Genomic DNA, 16,823 nt, shown 5'->3' on the forward strand with positions numbered 1-16,823 from the left:
TCGCGGGCCCGGCCGTTTTCCTTGTCCCGGGTTGGCCGGGATCCAGAGGCCTGGGGCGAGTCCCGAACGGGGCTGGCCCGAAGCCTTTATCTGTTCAACGTATTTCCGAGAGGTACTCCCATGTCTGTCATCAAGATGACCGATCTCGACCTGAATGGCCGCCGCGTGCTGGTGCGCCAGGACCTGAACGTGCCGGTGAAAGGCGGCAAGGTCACCTCCGACGCGCGTATCCGTGCGAGCCTGGAGACCGTGCAGAAGGCGCTGGACGCCGGCGCCGCGGTGATGCTGATGTCGCACCTGGGCCGCCCGACCGAGGGCGAGTTCTCCGAGGAGGATTCCCTGGCCCCGGTCGCCGAGCACATGGCCGGTCTGCTGGGCCGCGAAGTGCGCTTGGTGCGGGATTACCTCGACGGTGTGGACGCCCAGCCGGGTGAGGTCATCCTGCTCGAAAACGTCCGCTTCAATGCGGGCGAGAAGAAAGACGACGAGGCGCTCGCCAAAAAGTACGCGGCCCTGTGCGACGTGTTCGTGATGGATGCCTTTGGTACCGCTCACCGCGCCCAGGCCTCGACCCATGGTGTGGCGAAGTTTGCCCCGCAGGCCTGCGCCGGTCCGCTGCTGGCCAAGGAACTCGAGGCCCTGGGCAAGGCCCTCGAGACCCCGAAGCGCCCGCTGGTGGCCATCGTGGGCGGCTCCAAGGTCTCGACCAAGCTCACCGTGCTGGAATCGCTGTCCAGCGTGGTGGATCAGCTGATCGTCGGTGGCGGCATCGCCAATACCTTCATCGCGGCCCAGGGCCACGGTGTCGGCAAGTCGTTGTACGAGGCCGATCTGGTCGATGAGTCCAAGCGCCTGATGGAGGCGGCTCGCGCCAAGGGCGGCGAGATCCCGGTGCCGACCGACGTGACCGTGGGCAAGGAATTCTCTGAGTCCACCCCGGCCGAGACCAAGTCTGTCGATGCCGTAGCCGATGACGACATGATCTTCGACGTCGGCCCCGATACCGCGGCGACCTACGCCGAGGCCCTGCGCAACGCTGGCACCATCGTCTGGAATGGCCCGGTCGGCGTGTTCGAGTTCGACCAGTTCGCCGCCGGTACCAAGGCCCTGGGCGAGGCCATCGCCGAGAGCAATGCGTTCTCCATCGCCGGCGGGGGCGACACCCTGGCCGCGATCGACAAGTACAACCTGGCCGATCGCATCAGCTACATCTCCACCGGTGGTGGCGCCTTCCTCGAGTTTCTCGAAGGCAAGACCCTGCCGGCCGTCGCCATCCTGGAAGAGCGCGCCCGCGGCTGATGCCCGGCGCGCTCTCCGCTGACGGAGAACGACGCGGATGAGACGTACCAAGATCGTGGCCACCCTCGGGCCGGCCACGGATACCGACGAGGCCATGGAGGCCATCATCCTGGCCGGCGTGGATGTCGTTCGATTGAACTTCTCGCATGGCGACCCGGATGACCATCGTACCCGGCTCGCCCGCCTGCGCGCCGCGGCGGATCGCGCGGGTCGCTGCGTCGGCGTCCTTGGCGATCTGCAGGGCCCCAAGATCCGCATCGACCGCTTTCGCGAAGGTCGGGTCCAACTCCAGGAAGGCGCGTCCTTCGCGCTGGACGGGGACCTGGATCGCGACGCCGGGGATGGGACCCAGGTCGGGCTGACCTACAAGGAACTGCCGCAGGACGTGCGCCCCGACGACATCCTGTTGCTGGATGACGGGCGTATCGTGCTCAAGGTGACCGCCGTCAACGGGGCGCGCATCGAGACGACCGTCGTGGTCGGGGGCGAGTTGTCCAACAACAAGGGCATCAACCGCCAGGGCGGTGGCTTGTCCGCCCCCGCGATCACCGAAAAGGACCGCGAGGATATCCGTCTGGCGGCCGAGCTTCAGGTGGACTACCTGGCCGTCTCCTTCCCGCGTTCCGCGCAGGACTTGCACCTGGCGCGCAGCCTGTTGAATGACGCCGGCTGGGAGGCCGGGATCTGCGCGAAGATCGAGCGCTCCGAGGCCCTGGAGGTGATCGACGAGATCATCGCGGCCTCCGAGGTGATCATGATCGCGCGCGGGGACCTCGGCGTGGAGATTGGTGACGCCGAGCTCCCCGGCGTGCAGAAGACCCTGATCTCGCGGGCGCGTACGCTCAATCGTCTGGTCATCACGGCGACTCAGATGATGGAGACCATGATCCAGAACCCGATCCCGACGCGTGCCGAGGTCTTCGATGTGGCCAACGCGGTGCTCGACGGCACGGACGCCGTGATGCTCTCCGGCGAGACCGCGACGGGGCGCTATCCGGCGCGCGTGGTCGAGAGCATGGACCGGATCTGCGAGGCCGCCGAGCGCCAACGCGCCGCGCGCCAGTCGGACCACCGCATGGATTCGACCTTTGGCCGCGTCGACGAGGCCATCGCGATGGCCACGATGTACACGGCGAACCACCTGGACGTGGCGGCCATTGCCGCACTGACCGAATCCGGTTCCACGGCCCTGTGGATGTCGCGTATCAGCTCCGGTATTCCGATCTACGCGCTCACCCAGCACGAGTCCACCAGCCGCCGTATGACGCTCTATCGCGGGGTATACCCCCGGATCCTGGAGCCGATCCCCGAAAGCCACGAGAGCCTGAACCGTGAGGCGGTCAACTTGCTCCGGGCCGAGGGCGTCGTGCAGGATGGCGGGCTGGTTATCATTACCAAGGGTGATTTGCAGGGCGAACATGGCGGTACCAATGCCATGAAGATCGTGCGCGTTGGCGACGAGTTGTGAGCCGACGCGGCCCCCTGGAAGACCCAAGAGTTTTTACTACGTCAGTCCGATCCCGTTAAGGAGGAACCCATGGCACTGATCTCCCTTCGTCAACTGCTGGACCATGCCGCCGAGCACGGCTATGGCATGCCGGCGTACAACGCCAACAACATGGAACAGGTCCACTCGATCATGGAAGCGGCCGCCGCGGTCGACTCCCCGGTGATCATTCAGGCCTCCGCCGGTGCCCGCAAGTACGCCGGCGAGCCCTTCCTGCGTCACAACATCATTGCCGCCATCGAGCAGTATCCGGACATCCCGGTCGTGCTGCACCAGGACCACGGCTCCGAGCCGGCGGTCTGCCTGCGCTCCATCCAGTCCGGCTTCAGCTCGGTGATGATGGACGGCTCCTTGATGCCCGACATGAAGACCCCGGCCAGCTACGACTACAACCGTGACGTGACCGCCAAGGTCTCCGAGATCGCCCACGCCTGTGGTGTGTCCGTGGAAGGCGAGCTGGGCTGCCTGGGTTCCCTGGAAACCGGCATGGCCGGCGAGGAAGACGGCTCCGGTGCCGAAGGCAAGCTGTCCCACGACCAGCTGCTGACCGACCCGGACGAGGCTGCCGACTTCGTGAAGAACACCAAGTGCGACGCCCTGGCGATCGCCATTGGTACCTCTCACGGCGCCTACAAGTTTACCCGTCCGCCGACCGGTGACATCCTGGCCATCCAGCGCATCAAGGAGATCCACAACCGCATCCCGGATACCCATCTGGTCATGCACGGCTCCTCCTCCGTTCCGCAGGAGTGGCTGGAAATCATCAACAAGTACGGTGGCGACATGGGCGAGACCTATGGCGTGCCGGTTGAAGAGATCCAGGAAGGCATCAAGCACGGCGTGCGCAAGGTCAATATCGACACCGACCTGCGCATGGCCTCCACCGGTGCGGTGCGCAAGTTCCTGGCCGAGAACCCGAAGGAATTCGACCCGCGCAAATTCCTGAAGGCCTCCACCGCGGCCATGAAGGACATCTGCCAGGCCCGTTACGAGGCCTTCGGTTGCGCCGGCATGGCGTCCAAGATCAAGCCGATCTCCCTGGACGACATGGTCAAGCGTTACCTGTCTGGCGAGCTGGATCCCAAGGTCAACTGATCTGCGGATCGCAGCACGGAAAAGGGGGCTTCGGCCCCCTTTTTTTATGCGATCATGTCGCCAATTCCGAGCAATCCGGAGCGTTTACCCAATGCAGCGACTGATCCATCTTTGCCTGACCGCGCTGGTGGTGGCTGCGCTGTCCGCCACTGCCCACGCCAACCCGTTCAGCCGCGAGGTTGACCCGCAGGACATTGTCGACCGGGCGAAGGTCACGCTGGAGCGTATGGCCACGCACCCCGAATACGAACACCTCCAGGAAGATCTGCGCACCGCCCGAGGTGTCGTCATCTTCCCGCGTATTGGACGCGGCGCGTTCCTGATCGGGGGCTCCGGGGGCATGGGTGTGTTCCTCGCCTGGGACGAGGACAAGGGCGACTACTCGCCGGTTGCCTTCTATTCGGCCGGGTCGATCAGTTTTGGTATGCAGTTCGGGGGTGATGCCGCCGAGGTGGTGATGGTCGCGCGCACCCAGGATGCGGTGGACTCGATGTTCGGTTCGGCGATCCGTCTCGGCGCCGATGCCTCCGTTGCCGCCGGTCCGGTCGGGGCCGGGCGTGGCTCCACCCCGACGGCTGACTTCCTGACCTATTCCCGCTCGCGTGGGGCCTATCTGGGGATGAGCCTGTCCGGCTCGCGCCTGACCGTGCGTGACGACTTCAACGAGGCGTACTACGGCGAGGCGCAGCGACCGGTGCACATCATCGAGAGCCGACGCGTGGATCACGCCGGGACGCGCGAGCTGCGCGACCTGCTGGCCTCCTTCCGCCAGCCCGAAGAGGCCGCCGAGCCGACGACCGGGAGCGGCGACATGCGCCCGGATCAAACCCTGGACGAGGTCACCCCGGGCGAAGGCGGCATCCGCCAGGACGACTTCCAGGTGGAGAGCTTCTGAGTCGCCTCCTCCGAGGCTATCCCCTCCGGCAGCGACAGGATGGGTGCGGCCGTGTACCGGGCCAGCGCCCCGGCATTGTCCAGCAGGGGATCGGTATCGGCGTGGCGACGGTTGAGCACGATCCCGGCCAGTTGCAGGCCACGACGTTCCAGGGCCTCCAGCGTCAGCAGGCAGGTGTTCAACACCCCTAGCCGGTCCTCGGCGACCAGCAGGACCGGGAGGCCCAGGGTCTGCGCCAGGTCGGCGTTCAGGCCATCGCCGCACAGCGGCGAATAGAACCCGCCCGCACCCTCCACCAGTCGGGGGCCACCACCCGGCACCTCGCAGGCCTGAACCAGTTCCGCGACCGTCAGCTGCACACCCTGGCGCGCAGCGGCCTGATCGGGTGCCAGCGCATCGGGAAACCGCCACGGCGTCACCTGCGCCACGGCCGTTGCGGGAAGGCCGGCCGCCGCGGTCAGGGCGGCGCCATCCTCGGGGAACAGCGTGCCGTCGCGCTCGGGGCAGCCAGATTCCACCGGCTTGCGTGGCTGCGGGTCCAGGCCCTCGGCGCGCCACGCTGCCAGCAGGGCGCAGCCAACGAAGGTCTTGCCGACGCCGGTGTCGCTGCCCGTGACGAACAAGCCCTGTGGCGGCATTTCGATCATGCGTCGCGGGTCAGGCGTTCCAGGGCCTCGCGGTAGCGCGCAGCCGTTTGCTCCGCGACCTCGGGCGGCAGCTCGGGTCCGGGAGCGGTCTTGTCCCAGTCCAGGGTCTCGAGATAGTCGCGCACGTACTGTTTGTCGAAGGACTCGGGGCTCCGGCCTGGCGCATACTGGTCCGCCGGCCAGAAGCGCGAGGAATCCGGCGTGAGGACCTCGTCGATCAGGTGCAGGGTCCCGTTCGCGTCCACCCCGAACTCGAATTTGGTATCGGCGATGATGATCCCGCGCTCGGCCGCGTAGTCGCGCGCCATCGCGTAGATCGCCAGTGCGGCCTTGCGCACCTGTTGCGCCCGTTCCTCGCCGATCGTGTCCACTACGGTGGCGAAGTCGATGTTCGCGTCGTGATCACCGACCGCTGCCTTGGTGCTGGGGGTGAAGATGGCCTCCGGCAGCTTCGAGGCCAGTTCCAGGCCGGCCGGCAGCGGGATGCCGCAGACCGCGCCGCTGACCTGGTAGTCTTTCCAGCCGGACCCGATCAGGTAGCCGCGCACCACGGCCTCCACCGGCAGCGCCTCGAGCCGGCGAATCACCAGACTGCGGCCCTCCAGTGGCGCCCGGATCGCCGGGTCGGGGACCACCTGTTCCAGCGCGATGTCGGTCAGCTGGTTGGGGGTGCCCAGCTCGCGTTCGACCTTGTGCATCCAGAACTCGGTAATTGCGGTCAGCATCCGCCCCTTGCCCGGGATCGGGGTGGGCAGGATCACGTCAAAGGCCGACAGGCGGTCGGTGGTGACCATCAGCCAGTGGTCGGCGTCGACCGCGTACAGGTCGCGCACCTTGCCGCGATGGACCAGTTCGAGATCGGGGATGTGGCTTTCCAGCAGGGCGTCGCTCATCAGTGCTTCCGTTCGGTCGGCTTGTGGTCAGTCGTCTGGCAGTTCGGCGATCAGGTCGTGCTCGTCGGTGTCGGTGATCGCGACCTCGATGAAGTCCCCGATATCCACCGATTCCGGGTCGACCCCGGCGACGCGGATCACGCCGTCGATCTCCGGGGCTTCCGCGGCAGAGCGGGCAATCACGGTCCCGTCCGTGTGCACCTCGTCGACCAGCACTACCGGCTGGCTGCCGATCCGGCGGCGCAACCGCTCGGCGCTGATCCGGGCCTGCACGTCCATGAAGCGCGCCAGGCGCTCCTCGCGCACGGCCTCCGGCACCGGGTCCGGCAGGTCGTTGGCCGCCGCACCCTCCACGGGCGAGTAGGCAAAGGCCCCGACGCGGTCCAGCTGCGCCTCGTGCAGGAACTCCAGCAGGGTCTCGAACTCGGCCTCGGTTTCGCCCGGAAAGCCCACGATAAAGGTCGAGCGCAGGGTCAGGTCGGGGACCTGCTCGCGCCAGCTCGCAATGCGTTCCAGAACGCGCTCGGCGGCGGCCGGGCGGCGCATCGCCTTGAGTACCCGGGGGTGGCCGTGCTGCAGCGGCATGTCCAGATACGGCAGGAGCCCGCCGTCCTCGCCCGAGCCCATCAGTGGGATCAGCCGATCTACGTGCGGGTAGGGGTAGACATAGTGCAGACGCACCCAGATGCCGAGCTGGCCCAGTGCCTCGGCCAGGTGGGCAATATCAGAACGGATCGGGCGCCCGCCATGGAAGCCAGTGCGGTACTTCACGTCCACGCCATAGGCCGAGGTGTCCTGCGAGATCACCAGGATCTCGCGCACGCCGGCCGCGGCCAGGCGCTCCGCCTCGGCCAGCACCTCGCCGATCGGGCGGCTGACCAGGTCGCCGCGCAGGCTGGGGATGATGCAGAAGCTGCAGCGGTGATTGCAGCCCTCGGAGATCTTCAGGTAGGCGTAGTGGCGCGGGGTCAGGCGGATCCCCTGCGGCGGCACCAGTGACTCGAACGGGGCCGCCGGCGGCGGCAGGTGTTCGTGCACCGCGCCCACGACTTCCTCGTAGGCATGCGGGCCGGTGACCGCGAGCACGCCCGGGTGGGTCTCGTGGATGCGCTCGGCATCCTTGCCCAGGCAGCCCGTGACGATCACCCGGCCATTGGCATCCAGGGCCTCGCCGATCGCGTCCAGGGATTCGGCCACCGCATCGTCGATGAAGCCGCAGGTATTGACCACGACGAGGTCCGCGCCGTCGTAGTCGGCGGCGATCTCGTAGCCTTCGGCGCGCAGGCGCGTCAGGATCTGTTCGGAGTCGACCAGGGCCTTCGGGCAACCGAGGCTGACAAAGCCCACGCGCTGCGCGTTGTCGGGAGACTGGGTGTTGCTTTTATTCACAGTACGTTATCGCCTTCTGGGAGCTGCTCCGGGCGCGCCCCGATCCTGGTGCGTCAGCCGGTGTACTCCCCGATTGTTCTTTTGATTTAACGGGTTGCGTGGACAGGGTGTCGTTCGGGGGGCGGGTTGCGCCGCCCCTTTTGGCCCCGTTGGCGGCCGGCGTTGACAATCCGTCCACAAGGTTATCCACAGGCCGCCCCAAATGCCTCGAAGGGACGCTATCTTCAGGGGCTTGCGTACACAGGGCCCGCTTGCCGGCCTTCACGAAGGACCTTGCAACAGCCCCGGAAAGGCGGCTATGCTATCGCACTTTTCGCCAGAACACGCGTGAGCCGACCATGAAAGCCGACATTCATCCGAACTACCACAACGTCAAGGTCATCTGCAGCTGCGGTGCGCAGTTCGAGACCCGCTCCACTCTCTCGAAAGACGAGATGCATTTGGACGTGTGCTCGCAGTGCCACCCGTTCTACACCGGCAAGCAGAAGATCGTTGACACCGCCGGTCAGGTCGACAAGTTCAACCGCCGCTTCGCATTCTAAATGCGTTCGCGCCCGATGGCGCGAGGCGGTTTCTGGCGGAGTGTCCAGTGGATGCTCGCGCCATGTAACGAGGGCGTCCCGCGGGGCGCCCTCGTTTGTTTGGTCGCGCTGTCGGCGTGGCTGCTCGCCCCGGGGGCCGCGGCGCAGTGTGCGCTGGAGGACCACGACCCACGCGATCTGCAGCGCGTAACGGTCGAGCGTGTCTGGGCGCCGGATGCCCTGGAGCTGGGAGACGGGCGACATATCCGTCTGCTGGGTCTGGCATCGGCGGCCGCACTCCCGTCGGTCGCGCCACAGCTGTTACCGGTGGGCTTCGGGCTGGACTTGCGCGAATCCCTGGAGGAACGCCTGCGCGGCGTCGATCAGCGCCTGGTGCTGTTGCCGGGACGTCCGGCCCGCGACGCCCATGGCCGTTTGCGCATGCATGCCTGGATCGACGATGGGCCGCTGCTGGCGGCCAGTCTGATTGGTGATGGCCTGGCGATGCCGCGCCCCGGCCCGGAACCGGGGCCCCTGGATGAGTGTTACTACGGGGCCGAGACCGTGGCACGGGAAGCGTCACGAGGGCTCTGGCTGGAGCGGCTCGAGGCCTTCCCGGTCGGCTGGCTGGAGCCGCCGCGCGAGCGCTCGCAGGGGCGGCTGCGGGTCCAGGGCGAGGTAATCGACGTGCGGGTGCGCGACCCGCACTGGGTGCTCGTACTGGACGGCCCGCTGGACCTGCTGATCTCCGGGGATGACCGCGATTTTTTCGAGGATCTGGAACCACGCTCACTGCTGGGTAACACCGTTGTTGCGCGCGGCGCGGTGTATCCTTGGAGGGAGCGAGGGCGGATGCGGATCCGCCACCCCTTTGATCTCGAGGTGCTTGATCCATGAACGCCCTGTCCCGCCTGTTTCCCCGTCGCTGGGCGGCGCTGGCCCTGACGCTGCTGATCGGCGCGGGCCTGGCTGTTGCGCTGCCGGGCTGTACTACCAACCCGGTCACCGGGCGCTCGCAGCTGATGCTCGTCTCCGAGAACCAGGCGATCGACGCCTCGCGCACGGCCTATGTGGAGATGCTGGCCCCGGCGCGCGAGGAGGGGAGGGTGGACGCCGACCCCCAGATGACCGCGCGCGTGCAGCAGATCACCGAGCGTGTGGTGGCGCAGGCGGTCAAGTACCGCCCCGAGACCGCCGACTGGGATTGGGAGATTCGCGTGATCGAGGCACCGGACACGGTCAACGCCTTCGCCATGGCCGGTGGCAAGATGGCGATCTACTCCGGCATCATTGAGCAACTGGAACTGACCGACGACGAGCTGGCGCAGATCATCGGCCACGAGATCGCCCATGCGCTGTCCGCGCACACGGCCGAGAAGATGTCGGTGGCCCTGGCCAGCAATCTCGCGGTAGCGGGCTATGCGATGACCGGCGACCGCTCGCCCGTCGCACTGACCGGCGCCGCCCTGGGGGCCGCGCTCGCGGTGCAGCTGCCGCACAGCCGCCGGATGGAGGCGGAGGCCGACCGCATCGGGATCGAACTGGCCGCGCGGGCCGGTTATGATCCGGACGCGGCCGCGAGCCTGTGGCGCAAGATGGCGGAACAGGCCAACGGAAGTCATCCGGTGTTCCTGAGCACGCACCCGGCGCCCGAGTCGCGCCAGCGCGACCTGACCCGCATGGCCGACGAGTTCCGGCCGCTGTACGAACAGGCCCGGCGCTCCTCGGTGCCGACCCACCCGGTCAACTGACCGGTCGCGGGGCCGGACCGGCCCCGGAACCCCGCTGCACTCTGACAGCCACTGCTTGAAAGGCCCCGCAACGCCATGTCCAACGATTTCACCCAGCGCGCGCTGGACTACCACGAACAGCAGCCGGCCGGGAAACTGGCCATCCACATCACCAAGCCCACGGCGACCCAGGATGACCTCTCCCTGGCCTATTCGCCCGGCGTGGCCGCGCCGGTGCGCGCGATTGCCTCCGATCCGGAGCTGGCCTACCGCTATACCGGCAAGGGCAACCTGGTCGCGGTGATCACCGATGGCACGGCCGTGCTGGGACTGGGCAATGTCGGCGCGCTGGCGGCCAAGCCGGTGATGGAGGGCAAGGGCGTCCTGTTCAAGGCCTTCGCCAACATCGACGTCTACGACATCGAGGTGGATGCGCCGCAGCCGGAGGACTTCATCAACACCGTGGCCCGCATTGCCGGCGGCTTCGGCGGGATCAACCTCGAGGACATCGCCGCGCCGCACTGCTTCGAGATCGAGCGCCGCCTGTCCGAGCGTCTGGATATCCCCGTCTTCCACGATGACCAGCATGGCACGGCGGTCATCACCGCGGCCGGTCTGGTCAACGCCCTGGAGATCCAGGGCAAGAAGCTCAGTGACGCGAAGATCGTCTGCGTTGGCGCCGGCGCGGCCGGCATCGCCTCCATGCAACTGCTGCTGCGCCTGGGGGCGAGCAAGAAGAACCTGTTTATGGTGGACCGCAAGGGCGTGATCCACAGCCAGCGCAACGACCTGAACGAGTACAAGCAGATCTTCGCGGTCGATACCGAGGCGCGCACGCTGGAGGACGCCTGCGAGGGGGCGGATGTTTTCATCGGGCTGTCGGGCCCCGATCTGCTGACGCCCGAGATGCTGAAGTCCATGGCACCAAAGCCGGTGATCTTCGCGCTGTCCAACCCGGATCCGGAGATCCGGCCGGAACTGGCGCTCGAGACGCGCGACGACCTGATCATGGCGACAGGCCGTTCGGACTACCCCAACCAGGTCAACAACGTGCTGGGCTTCCCGTTCATCTTCCGCGGTGCGCTGGATGTGCGCGCGCGCCGGATCAATGACGAGATGCTGGTCGCGGCCGTGCATGCGCTGGCCGAACTGGCTCGCGAGCCGATCCCGCAGGCCGTGCTGGACGCCTATGGCCTGGAGGCGCTCGAGTTTGGTCCGCACTACATTCTGCCGACCCCGTTCGATCCGCGCCTGATCGATACTGTGCCGCAGGCGGTCGCACAGGCCGCGCGCGACAGCGGGGTTGCCCGCCGCTAAGGAGACGCTGATTGATCAGCGCTTCTCCAAACTCCACCTCCGTCATACGAGGGAAGCATGCAGAAAATCGCCATTATCGGAGCCGGACGCGTCGGCGAATCCACCGCCCAGTTCCTGGCTCGGCGCGATGTCGCCCGCGAGATCGCGTTGCTGGACGTGCGCGAGGGTGCGGCGGCCGGGGCGGCGCTGGACATCCAGGAGACCGCGCCCCTGCTGCGCTTCGATACGCGCCTGGTCGGTAGTCACGAACCCTCGGTGATCGCTGGCGCGGAACTGGTGATCGTCACGGCCGGGCTGCCGCGCAAGCCGGGCATGTCGCGCTCCGATGTCCTGGACAAGAACGTCGAGATCCTCGACCAGATCCTGCAGGACATCCTCGTCCATGCGCCGCAGAGCCGCATCCTGGTCGTGTCCAACCCGGTGGACGTGCTGACCTACCGCGCCTGGCAGAAGACCGGCTGGAGTCGCGACCGGATCTTCGGGCAGGCCGGGGTGCTGGATACCTCGCGCATGGAGGCCTTCATCGCCCTGGAGACGGGGCTGTCCACCCACGACATCCAGGCCCTGGTCCTGGGTGGTCATGGCGATGCGATGGTGCCGCTGTTGCGCTATTCCAGTGTCAACGGCGTGCCGCTGCACCACTTCATGGACCAGGCGACGCTCGACAACATCGTCGAGCGTACCCGCCACGGGGGTGCCGAGATCCTTGCCCTGAAACAGACCTCCAGCGCCTATGGCGCGCCCGCAGCGGCCATCGCCGAGATGGTCGAGGCGATCGCCGTGGATCGCCGGCGCGTGCTGCCGACCGTGGCCCTGCTGGAGGGTGAGTACGGGGAACGCGATGTGGCCATGGGCGTGCCCTGCATCCTTGGCCAGGGCGGCATGGAACGGGTGATCGAGCTGGAACTGGACGCGGATGAACGCGCGGCCTTCGACCAGTCCATCGCCGGGGTGCGCAAGGACCTTGAGCGCCTGCACTGAGTCGCGCCCGGGGCTGCCGTGCCCGACCCTGACGCTGGTCGACTCCAGCATCTTTGTCTTTCGTGCCTGGTTCGCGCGCGGGCTGGACCTGGATCCGCTCGGGCGGCCGGGCGGGGCCGTGCACGGGCTGGTGCATTCGCTCTGCCAGTGGCTGCCTGCCTGCGCCCCCGGTCCGATCGCCTTTTGTTTCGACGAGAGCCTGCGCCGGGGCTTTCGCCACCGGCTCGACCCCACCTACAAGGCCCACCGCCCGCCGGCGCCACCGGAGCTGCGCGAGCAGTTCGCGCGTATCCGGGAGCTGCTTGGTCAACTCGGCTTCCGGACCCTGGCCCATCCCGAGTACGAGGCCGACGACCTGATCGCCAGCCTGGCGCGTGTCGGCCGGGCCGCGGGCTGTCGCATCGAGGTCAAGAGCGCGGACAAGGACCTGACCCAGGTCATCCTCGGTGACCAGGACCGGATGCATGATCCGGAGCGCGGGACCGCGCTGGATCGCCGTGCGATCGAGAAGCGCTTTCGCATCCGTCCGGAACAGGTTGCGGACATGCTCGCCCTGGCGGGCGATGCCAGTGACAACGTCCCGGGTATCGAGGGCGTGGGCCCCAGGACCGCGGCGCGGATCCTGCGCCGCCTGGGCGATCTGGACACAGTGCTGGCCGAACCGCAGGCCGTGGCGCGTTGCAATATCCGCCGCGCTGATGTCGTGGCCGCGCGCATTGCCGAGCAGTCGGACCGGCTGCGCCTGTCGCGCCGCCTGACCGGGCTGGCGGACCGCATCCCCGACCTGCCGGGGCTCGACGCCCTGCAACCCACCGGGCCGAAACCCGATGCCGCGCGCTGGCTCGCGGAACTCGGGGTCGCGCGCGATTATCATGGTCGCCTGCTGGCGGCCGCCGGTGCCTGGCGGTCCACGACCCCGGAGATTGCATGAGGCCACGTTCTCTTCTCTACGCCATCCTTGCCGCGGGCCTGGTGTGGTTGCTGCTGGTCAGTGCGCCGGTACAGGCGCATCCGCATGCCTGGATTGATCTGGAGATCACGCTGGAGCGCGATGGCGAGGGGCGCATCACCCATATGCTGCATCGCTGGCGCTTCGACCCGACCTACGGGCAGTACCTCTACGAGGATGCCCTGGCGCATCAGGAGGGCGCGACCGAAGAGGAGAAGCTGCAGGCGCTCGCCCGCGAGATCCTCGGCAACCTCGAGGAATACGAGTGGTACAGCCATGTCGAGGCCGGCGGGCGCGCGGTGGACGTCGCTGCCGAGCCCGATCCGTCCATGCGCATGGAAGACGGGCTGCTGTTCTTCCGTTTCCGCCTGGCGCTGGACGAGCCAGTCGATGTGGGTTCCGAGACCCTGGCGTACAAGGTCTACGACCCGACCTATTTCATCGAGCTCCTGCACGAGGAGCCGGCCGGTACGCGCATCGTCGAGGCCGACGGGCTCGCGGCTGCGGGCTGCAGTGCAGAGCTGGAGCGCCCCCGCCCGGATCCCCAACTCGTCGCCAAGGCCATGATGCTCGATTACGGGGCCACGGTGGACTATGACCTGGGGCGCCATTTCGCCGAGCGCGTGACCGTGCGCTGCGATTGATGCACCGAATCGTTTTGTTCCACAAGCCCTGGGGCGTGCTGCCGCAGTTCACCGATCCGGAAGGGCGCCCCACGCTGGCGGATTACATCGACATCCCCGGGGTTTACCCGGCCGGGCGCCTGGACCGCGACAGCGAGGGGCTGATGGTGCTGACCGACGACGGGCGCCTGAATGCGCGGCTGACCCAGCCGCGCCACAAGACCAGCAAGACCTACTGGGTACAGGTGGAGGGAGAGCCCGATGACGCCGCCCTGGAGGCCCTGCGCACCGGGGTGGATCTGAAGGATGGACGCACGCAGCCGGCGAAGGTCGAGCGCATGGCGCCGCCCGATCTGCCGGAGCGCGACCCGCCCGTACGCTTTCGCAAGTCCGTCCCGACGACCTGGCTCGCGCTGTCGCTGCACGAGGGCCGCAACCGCCAGGTGCGGCGCATGACCGCCGCGGTGGGGCATCCGACCCTGCGACTGGTGCGCTACCGGGTGGCCTCCTGGACCCTGGATGGCCTGGAACGCGGGGCGTTTTCGGTGATCGAACGCGAGTGAAACCGGTCACAAGCGCCGCGCCGGGGCATCGCGGGATTGTCGCGGAATGCGGCCCGGCCGGTGCGAAATCACCACAAGACCATTGCGCCCGCCACAGGTCGTGCGGAATATGAACGGATCAGCCAAGCGAGAACGCAATCCAATGCGCCTGCCCAGGATATTCACCACGGGTCTGACCGGTCTGGTCATGGCCTTCGCCGCCGGGGCTCCGGCGGCTAACCCGGGCCCGACCGGGATGGTCTTCGAACGCAGCCTGTTCCTGCATGCCGAACGCGCCCTGAGTCGTGGCGACATGGCGGCCTATCGCAATGCCCGCAGCACGCTCGAGGGCTATCCGCTGACGCCCTATCTGGATCATCGCGAGCTGGCTCGCGACCTGGGGCGTGCGGACCCCGATGCCGTGCGCGCCTTTATCGAAGAGCACGACGACACCCCGCTGGCCGGCCAGTTGCGCAGCAACTACCTCTCCTATCTGGCCCGCGAAGAGGCCTGGTCGCGGTATCTCGACTTCGCCGACGACGGGCGCGATCTCTCCGTCACGCAGGACTGCCAGCGGCGCAAGGCACTGATCGAGACCGGCAACACCTCCGCGGCGATCGAGGATATGGACTCCATCTGGCTGCACGGCCAGTCCCGTCCCAGTGCCTGTGATCCGGCGCTCAAGGCCTGGCGCGATGCCGGCGGGCTGACCGATGAGCTGGCCTGGGAGCGTTTCGCCCTGGCGATGCAGGCGCGCCAGACCGGGCTCGCGCGCTACCTGCGCCGCTACCTGGCCAGCGCCGATCGCGACTGGGCGGAGCGCTGGCTGGAGCTCGAGTCGCGTCCGGCACGGGTGGTCGAGGTCGACGTCCGCGCGGACGATCATCGTTCTGCCGAGGCGATGCTGGAACAGGCGTTCAAGCGCTGGATTCCGCAGGACCTGGATGCGGCACTGAAGGGCTGGGAGGAGCGCGGCGAGCGTCTGGGCTTCCCGGCCGAGACCGCCCGCGAGATTGAGCATGCGCTCGCGCTGCGCCTTGCCCTGCGTTTCCGCTCCGAGACGCTGGAGTTCATGGAGGGGCTGGACGCGGAGGTCTTCGACGACCAGCTGCGCCAGTGGCAGGTACGTGCCGCGCTCCATGATGGCGACTGGGAGACGGTCAAAAGCGCGATCCGCTCCATGAGCCGCGATGCCCGCGACGAGACCGCCTGGCAGTACTGGTATGCACGGGCGCTGGAGCAACTGGACGATGCCGACGAGGCACGTTTCTTCTACGAACGGGCGGCGCGGGAGCGCAACTTCCACGGGTTCCTGGCCGCCGATCGTCTGGGCCAGCCCTACCGCATCGGGCACCAGCCTCTGCAGCTGGCCAATGGTGCGCGCGAATCGATCATGGACCGCCCGTCCATGCAGCGCATGCGCGAGCTGGTGGCGCTGGACCGCTACGCCGAGGCACGCCGCGAGTGGACCCGTACCGTGGCCAACATGGAGCCGCCCGAGCTCGAGGCCGCGGCCGCCGAGTTCGCCGACTGGAACTGGTACGACCGCGCGATCTTCACCATTGCGCGGGCCCGCAATTGGGACGATATCGAGCTGCGCTTCCCGCTGGCCTTCGATTCCGTGATCGTCCCGGGCGCGGAGAAGCAGGGCATCGACCCGGCCTGGGCGATGGCGATTGCCCGCCAGGAGAGCGCCTTTCTGCATGACGTGCGCTCCGGGGCCGGTGCGTTGGGGGTGATGCAAATCATGCCGGCGACCGGGCGCTCGATTGCCTCCAGTGCCGGGGTCCGGGTCAACTCCGATTGGGACATCCTCGACCCGGCGACCAATGCGACGCTGGGCACCTACTACCTGCGGCGCAACCTGGACCGCTTTGGCGGGCACAGCCTGCTGTCCACGGCGGCCTACAACGCCGGGGCGCATCGCGTGCGCTCCTGGCTGCCGGACGATGGCGAGATGGACGCCGATATCTGGGCCGAGCTGATCCCGTTCTCGGAGACGCGCGATTACGTGCGCCGGGTGTATGCCTACCAGATCGTCTATGCGGTGCGTCTGGGGCAGGACCCGCCGTCGCTGTCGCAGCTGCTGTTCCCGGTGGCGCCGGAGTCCAAACTCGCGGCGAGCCGCGAGGATCACCTCCAGGCGCTGCGCAACATGCGCGAGGACCTCGCGCTCGGGCGCGCCTTCTGCGATGCGCCGGGCTACACCGAAAACGCCTGCTGACGGGCCGGGGCTGCTTCACGCGCTGAGGCTGGGCCTGGTTCGGCATCCGGTGTTTACGGTGCCTTCGGCCGGCCGCCTGCCATGCGCTCACTCGCGAGCGCGCCGCGAGGTACTTTCTTGCTTGCCCAAGAAAGTACCCAAAGAAGGGCACCCGGATTCCGCCCGGGGACCTTGCTCCAGGGCCCTCGGGCCGGCGGCGCTGAAACTCGCT

Annotated in this window: 16 protein-coding genes; 13 read left to right on the forward strand and 3 right to left on the reverse strand. The window is 67.6% G+C overall.

Annotated elements, in window-relative coordinates; all coding sequences use genetic code 11:
• The first annotated feature begins 120 nt into the window (after positions 1–120).
• The 4 genes from G015_RS0103525 to G015_RS0103540 all read left to right on the forward strand — a co-directional run bounded on the left by G015_RS0103525 (position 121) and on the right by G015_RS0103540 (position 4,796).
• The gene (locus G015_RS0103525; protein WP_018174936.1) at positions 121–1,299 is read left to right on the forward strand and encodes a phosphoglycerate kinase; all 1,179 of its coding nucleotides are present in this window, start codon (positions 121–123) and stop codon (positions 1,297–1,299) included.
• A 37-nt stretch (positions 1,300–1,336) separates the two neighbouring features.
• Positions 1,337–2,767, forward strand: a complete 1,431-nt coding sequence (pyk, locus tag G015_RS0103530) for a pyruvate kinase (RefSeq protein ID WP_018138124.1) — start codon at positions 1,337–1,339, stop codon at positions 2,765–2,767.
• Between the two features lie 69 nt (positions 2,768–2,836).
• Complete coding sequence (fba, locus tag G015_RS0103535; protein ID WP_018138123.1) at positions 2,837–3,901, forward strand: class II fructose-bisphosphate aldolase; 1,065 nt, start codon at positions 2,837–2,839, stop codon at positions 3,899–3,901.
• Between the two features lie 91 nt (positions 3,902–3,992).
• A complete protein-coding gene (locus G015_RS0103540; protein ID WP_018138122.1) occupies positions 3,993–4,796 on the forward strand; it encodes a lipid-binding SYLF domain-containing protein in 804 nt (267 codons plus the stop codon).
• Here G015_RS0103540 and bioD read toward each other — a convergent pair.
• The 3 genes from bioD to rimO are packed head-to-tail and all read right to left on the reverse strand — an operon-like array spanning position 4,724 to position 7,725.
• The gene (bioD, locus tag G015_RS0103545) at positions 4,724–5,443 is read right to left on the reverse strand and encodes a dethiobiotin synthase (protein ID WP_020146163.1); all 720 of its coding nucleotides are present in this window, start codon (positions 5,441–5,443) and stop codon (positions 4,724–4,726) included. The genes G015_RS0103540 and bioD overlap by 73 nt on opposite strands.
• Positions 5,440–6,336: a phosphoribosylaminoimidazolesuccinocarboxamide synthase gene (locus tag G015_RS0103550; protein ID WP_020146164.1), complete on the reverse strand. Its 897-nt coding sequence runs from the start codon at positions 6,334–6,336 to the stop codon at positions 5,440–5,442. The genes bioD and G015_RS0103550 overlap by 4 nt, the downstream gene beginning before the upstream one ends.
• Before the next feature lie 27 nt (positions 6,337–6,363).
• On the reverse strand, positions 6,364–7,725 hold the full coding sequence (gene rimO, locus G015_RS0103555; protein ID WP_020146165.1) for a 30S ribosomal protein S12 methylthiotransferase RimO: 1,362 nt from the start codon (positions 7,723–7,725) through the stop codon (positions 6,364–6,366).
• Positions 7,726–8,063: 338 nt separating this feature from the next.
• Here rimO and rpmE point away from each other — a divergent pair, with 338 nt between their 5' ends.
• From rpmE to G015_RS0103600, 9 genes are all read left to right on the forward strand, one after another.
• The gene (gene rpmE, locus G015_RS0103560; RefSeq protein ID WP_018138118.1) at positions 8,064–8,267 is read left to right on the forward strand and encodes a 50S ribosomal protein L31; all 204 of its coding nucleotides are present in this window, start codon (positions 8,064–8,066) and stop codon (positions 8,265–8,267) included.
• A 99-nt stretch (positions 8,268–8,366) separates the two neighbouring features.
• Positions 8,367–9,143: a thermonuclease family protein gene (locus G015_RS0103565; protein WP_020146166.1), complete on the forward strand. Its 777-nt coding sequence runs from the start codon at positions 8,367–8,369 to the stop codon at positions 9,141–9,143.
• Positions 9,140–9,997: a M48 family metallopeptidase gene (locus tag G015_RS0103570; protein WP_018138116.1), complete on the forward strand. Its 858-nt coding sequence runs from the start codon at positions 9,140–9,142 to the stop codon at positions 9,995–9,997. Before G015_RS0103565 ends, G015_RS0103570 begins: the two co-directional genes overlap by 4 nt.
• Before the next feature lie 75 nt (positions 9,998–10,072).
• Positions 10,073–11,293, forward strand: coding sequence for a malic enzyme-like NAD(P)-binding protein (locus G015_RS0103575; protein WP_018138115.1), 1,221 nt, complete (start codon positions 10,073–10,075; stop codon positions 11,291–11,293).
• A 57-nt stretch (positions 11,294–11,350) separates the two neighbouring features.
• Positions 11,351–12,274, forward strand: a complete 924-nt coding sequence (gene mdh, locus G015_RS0103580) for a malate dehydrogenase (protein ID WP_018138114.1) — start codon at positions 11,351–11,353, stop codon at positions 12,272–12,274.
• Positions 12,258–13,205 carry a 5'-3' exonuclease H3TH domain-containing protein gene (locus tag G015_RS0103585; RefSeq protein ID WP_018995039.1) on the forward strand — a complete coding sequence of 316 codons (948 nt, stop codon included), beginning with the start codon at positions 12,258–12,260 and terminating at the stop codon, positions 13,203–13,205. Before mdh ends, G015_RS0103585 begins: the two co-directional genes overlap by 17 nt.
• Complete coding sequence (locus G015_RS0103590) at positions 13,202–13,867, forward strand: DUF1007 family protein (protein ID WP_018138112.1); 666 nt, start codon at positions 13,202–13,204, stop codon at positions 13,865–13,867. Before G015_RS0103585 ends, G015_RS0103590 begins: the two co-directional genes overlap by 4 nt.
• The gene (locus G015_RS0103595) at positions 13,867–14,409 is read left to right on the forward strand and encodes a pseudouridine synthase (protein ID WP_038049992.1); all 543 of its coding nucleotides are present in this window, start codon (positions 13,867–13,869) and stop codon (positions 14,407–14,409) included. The genes G015_RS0103590 and G015_RS0103595 overlap by 1 nt, the downstream gene beginning before the upstream one ends.
• A 142-nt stretch (positions 14,410–14,551) precedes the next feature.
• Positions 14,552–16,612: a transglycosylase SLT domain-containing protein gene (locus G015_RS0103600; RefSeq protein WP_019592388.1), complete on the forward strand. Its 2,061-nt coding sequence runs from the start codon at positions 14,552–14,554 to the stop codon at positions 16,610–16,612.
• Positions 16,613–16,823 lie beyond the last annotated feature (211 nt).

Origin of the sequence: Thioalkalivibrio sp. ALJ15 (assembly GCF_000383695.1) — a bacterium.
Lineage (GTDB): Bacteria > Pseudomonadota > Gammaproteobacteria > Ectothiorhodospirales > Ectothiorhodospiraceae > Thioalkalivibrio.

Coding starts and splice junctions, on each gene's coding strand:
- fba (WP_018138123.1), top strand. CDS start 2,837: ATGGCACTGATCTCCCTTCGTCAACTGCTGGACCATGCCGCCGAGCAC.
- bioD (WP_020146163.1), bottom strand. CDS start 5,443: ATGATCGAAATGCCGCCACAGGGCTTGTTCGTCACGGGCAGCGACACC.
- G015_RS0103570 (WP_018138116.1), top strand. CDS start 9,140: ATGAACGCCCTGTCCCGCCTGTTTCCCCGTCGCTGGGCGGCGCTGGCC.
- G015_RS0103600 (WP_019592388.1), top strand. CDS start 14,552: ATGCGCCTGCCCAGGATATTCACCACGGGTCTGACCGGTCTGGTCATG.
- G015_RS0103540 (WP_018138122.1), top strand. CDS start 3,993: ATGCAGCGACTGATCCATCTTTGCCTGACCGCGCTGGTGGTGGCTGCG.
- G015_RS0103595 (WP_038049992.1), top strand. CDS start 13,867: ATGCACCGAATCGTTTTGTTCCACAAGCCCTGGGGCGTGCTGCCGCAG.
- rpmE (WP_018138118.1), top strand. CDS start 8,064: ATGAAAGCCGACATTCATCCGAACTACCACAACGTCAAGGTCATCTGC.
- mdh (WP_018138114.1), top strand. CDS start 11,351: ATGCAGAAAATCGCCATTATCGGAGCCGGACGCGTCGGCGAATCCACC.
- pyk (WP_018138124.1), top strand. CDS start 1,337: ATGAGACGTACCAAGATCGTGGCCACCCTCGGGCCGGCCACGGATACC.
- G015_RS0103550 (WP_020146164.1), bottom strand. CDS start 6,336: ATGAGCGACGCCCTGCTGGAAAGCCACATCCCCGATCTCGAACTGGTC.
- G015_RS0103575 (WP_018138115.1), top strand. CDS start 10,073: ATGTCCAACGATTTCACCCAGCGCGCGCTGGACTACCACGAACAGCAG.
- G015_RS0103590 (WP_018138112.1), top strand. CDS start 13,202: ATGAGGCCACGTTCTCTTCTCTACGCCATCCTTGCCGCGGGCCTGGTG.
- G015_RS0103525 (WP_018174936.1), top strand. CDS start 121: ATGTCTGTCATCAAGATGACCGATCTCGACCTGAATGGCCGCCGCGTG.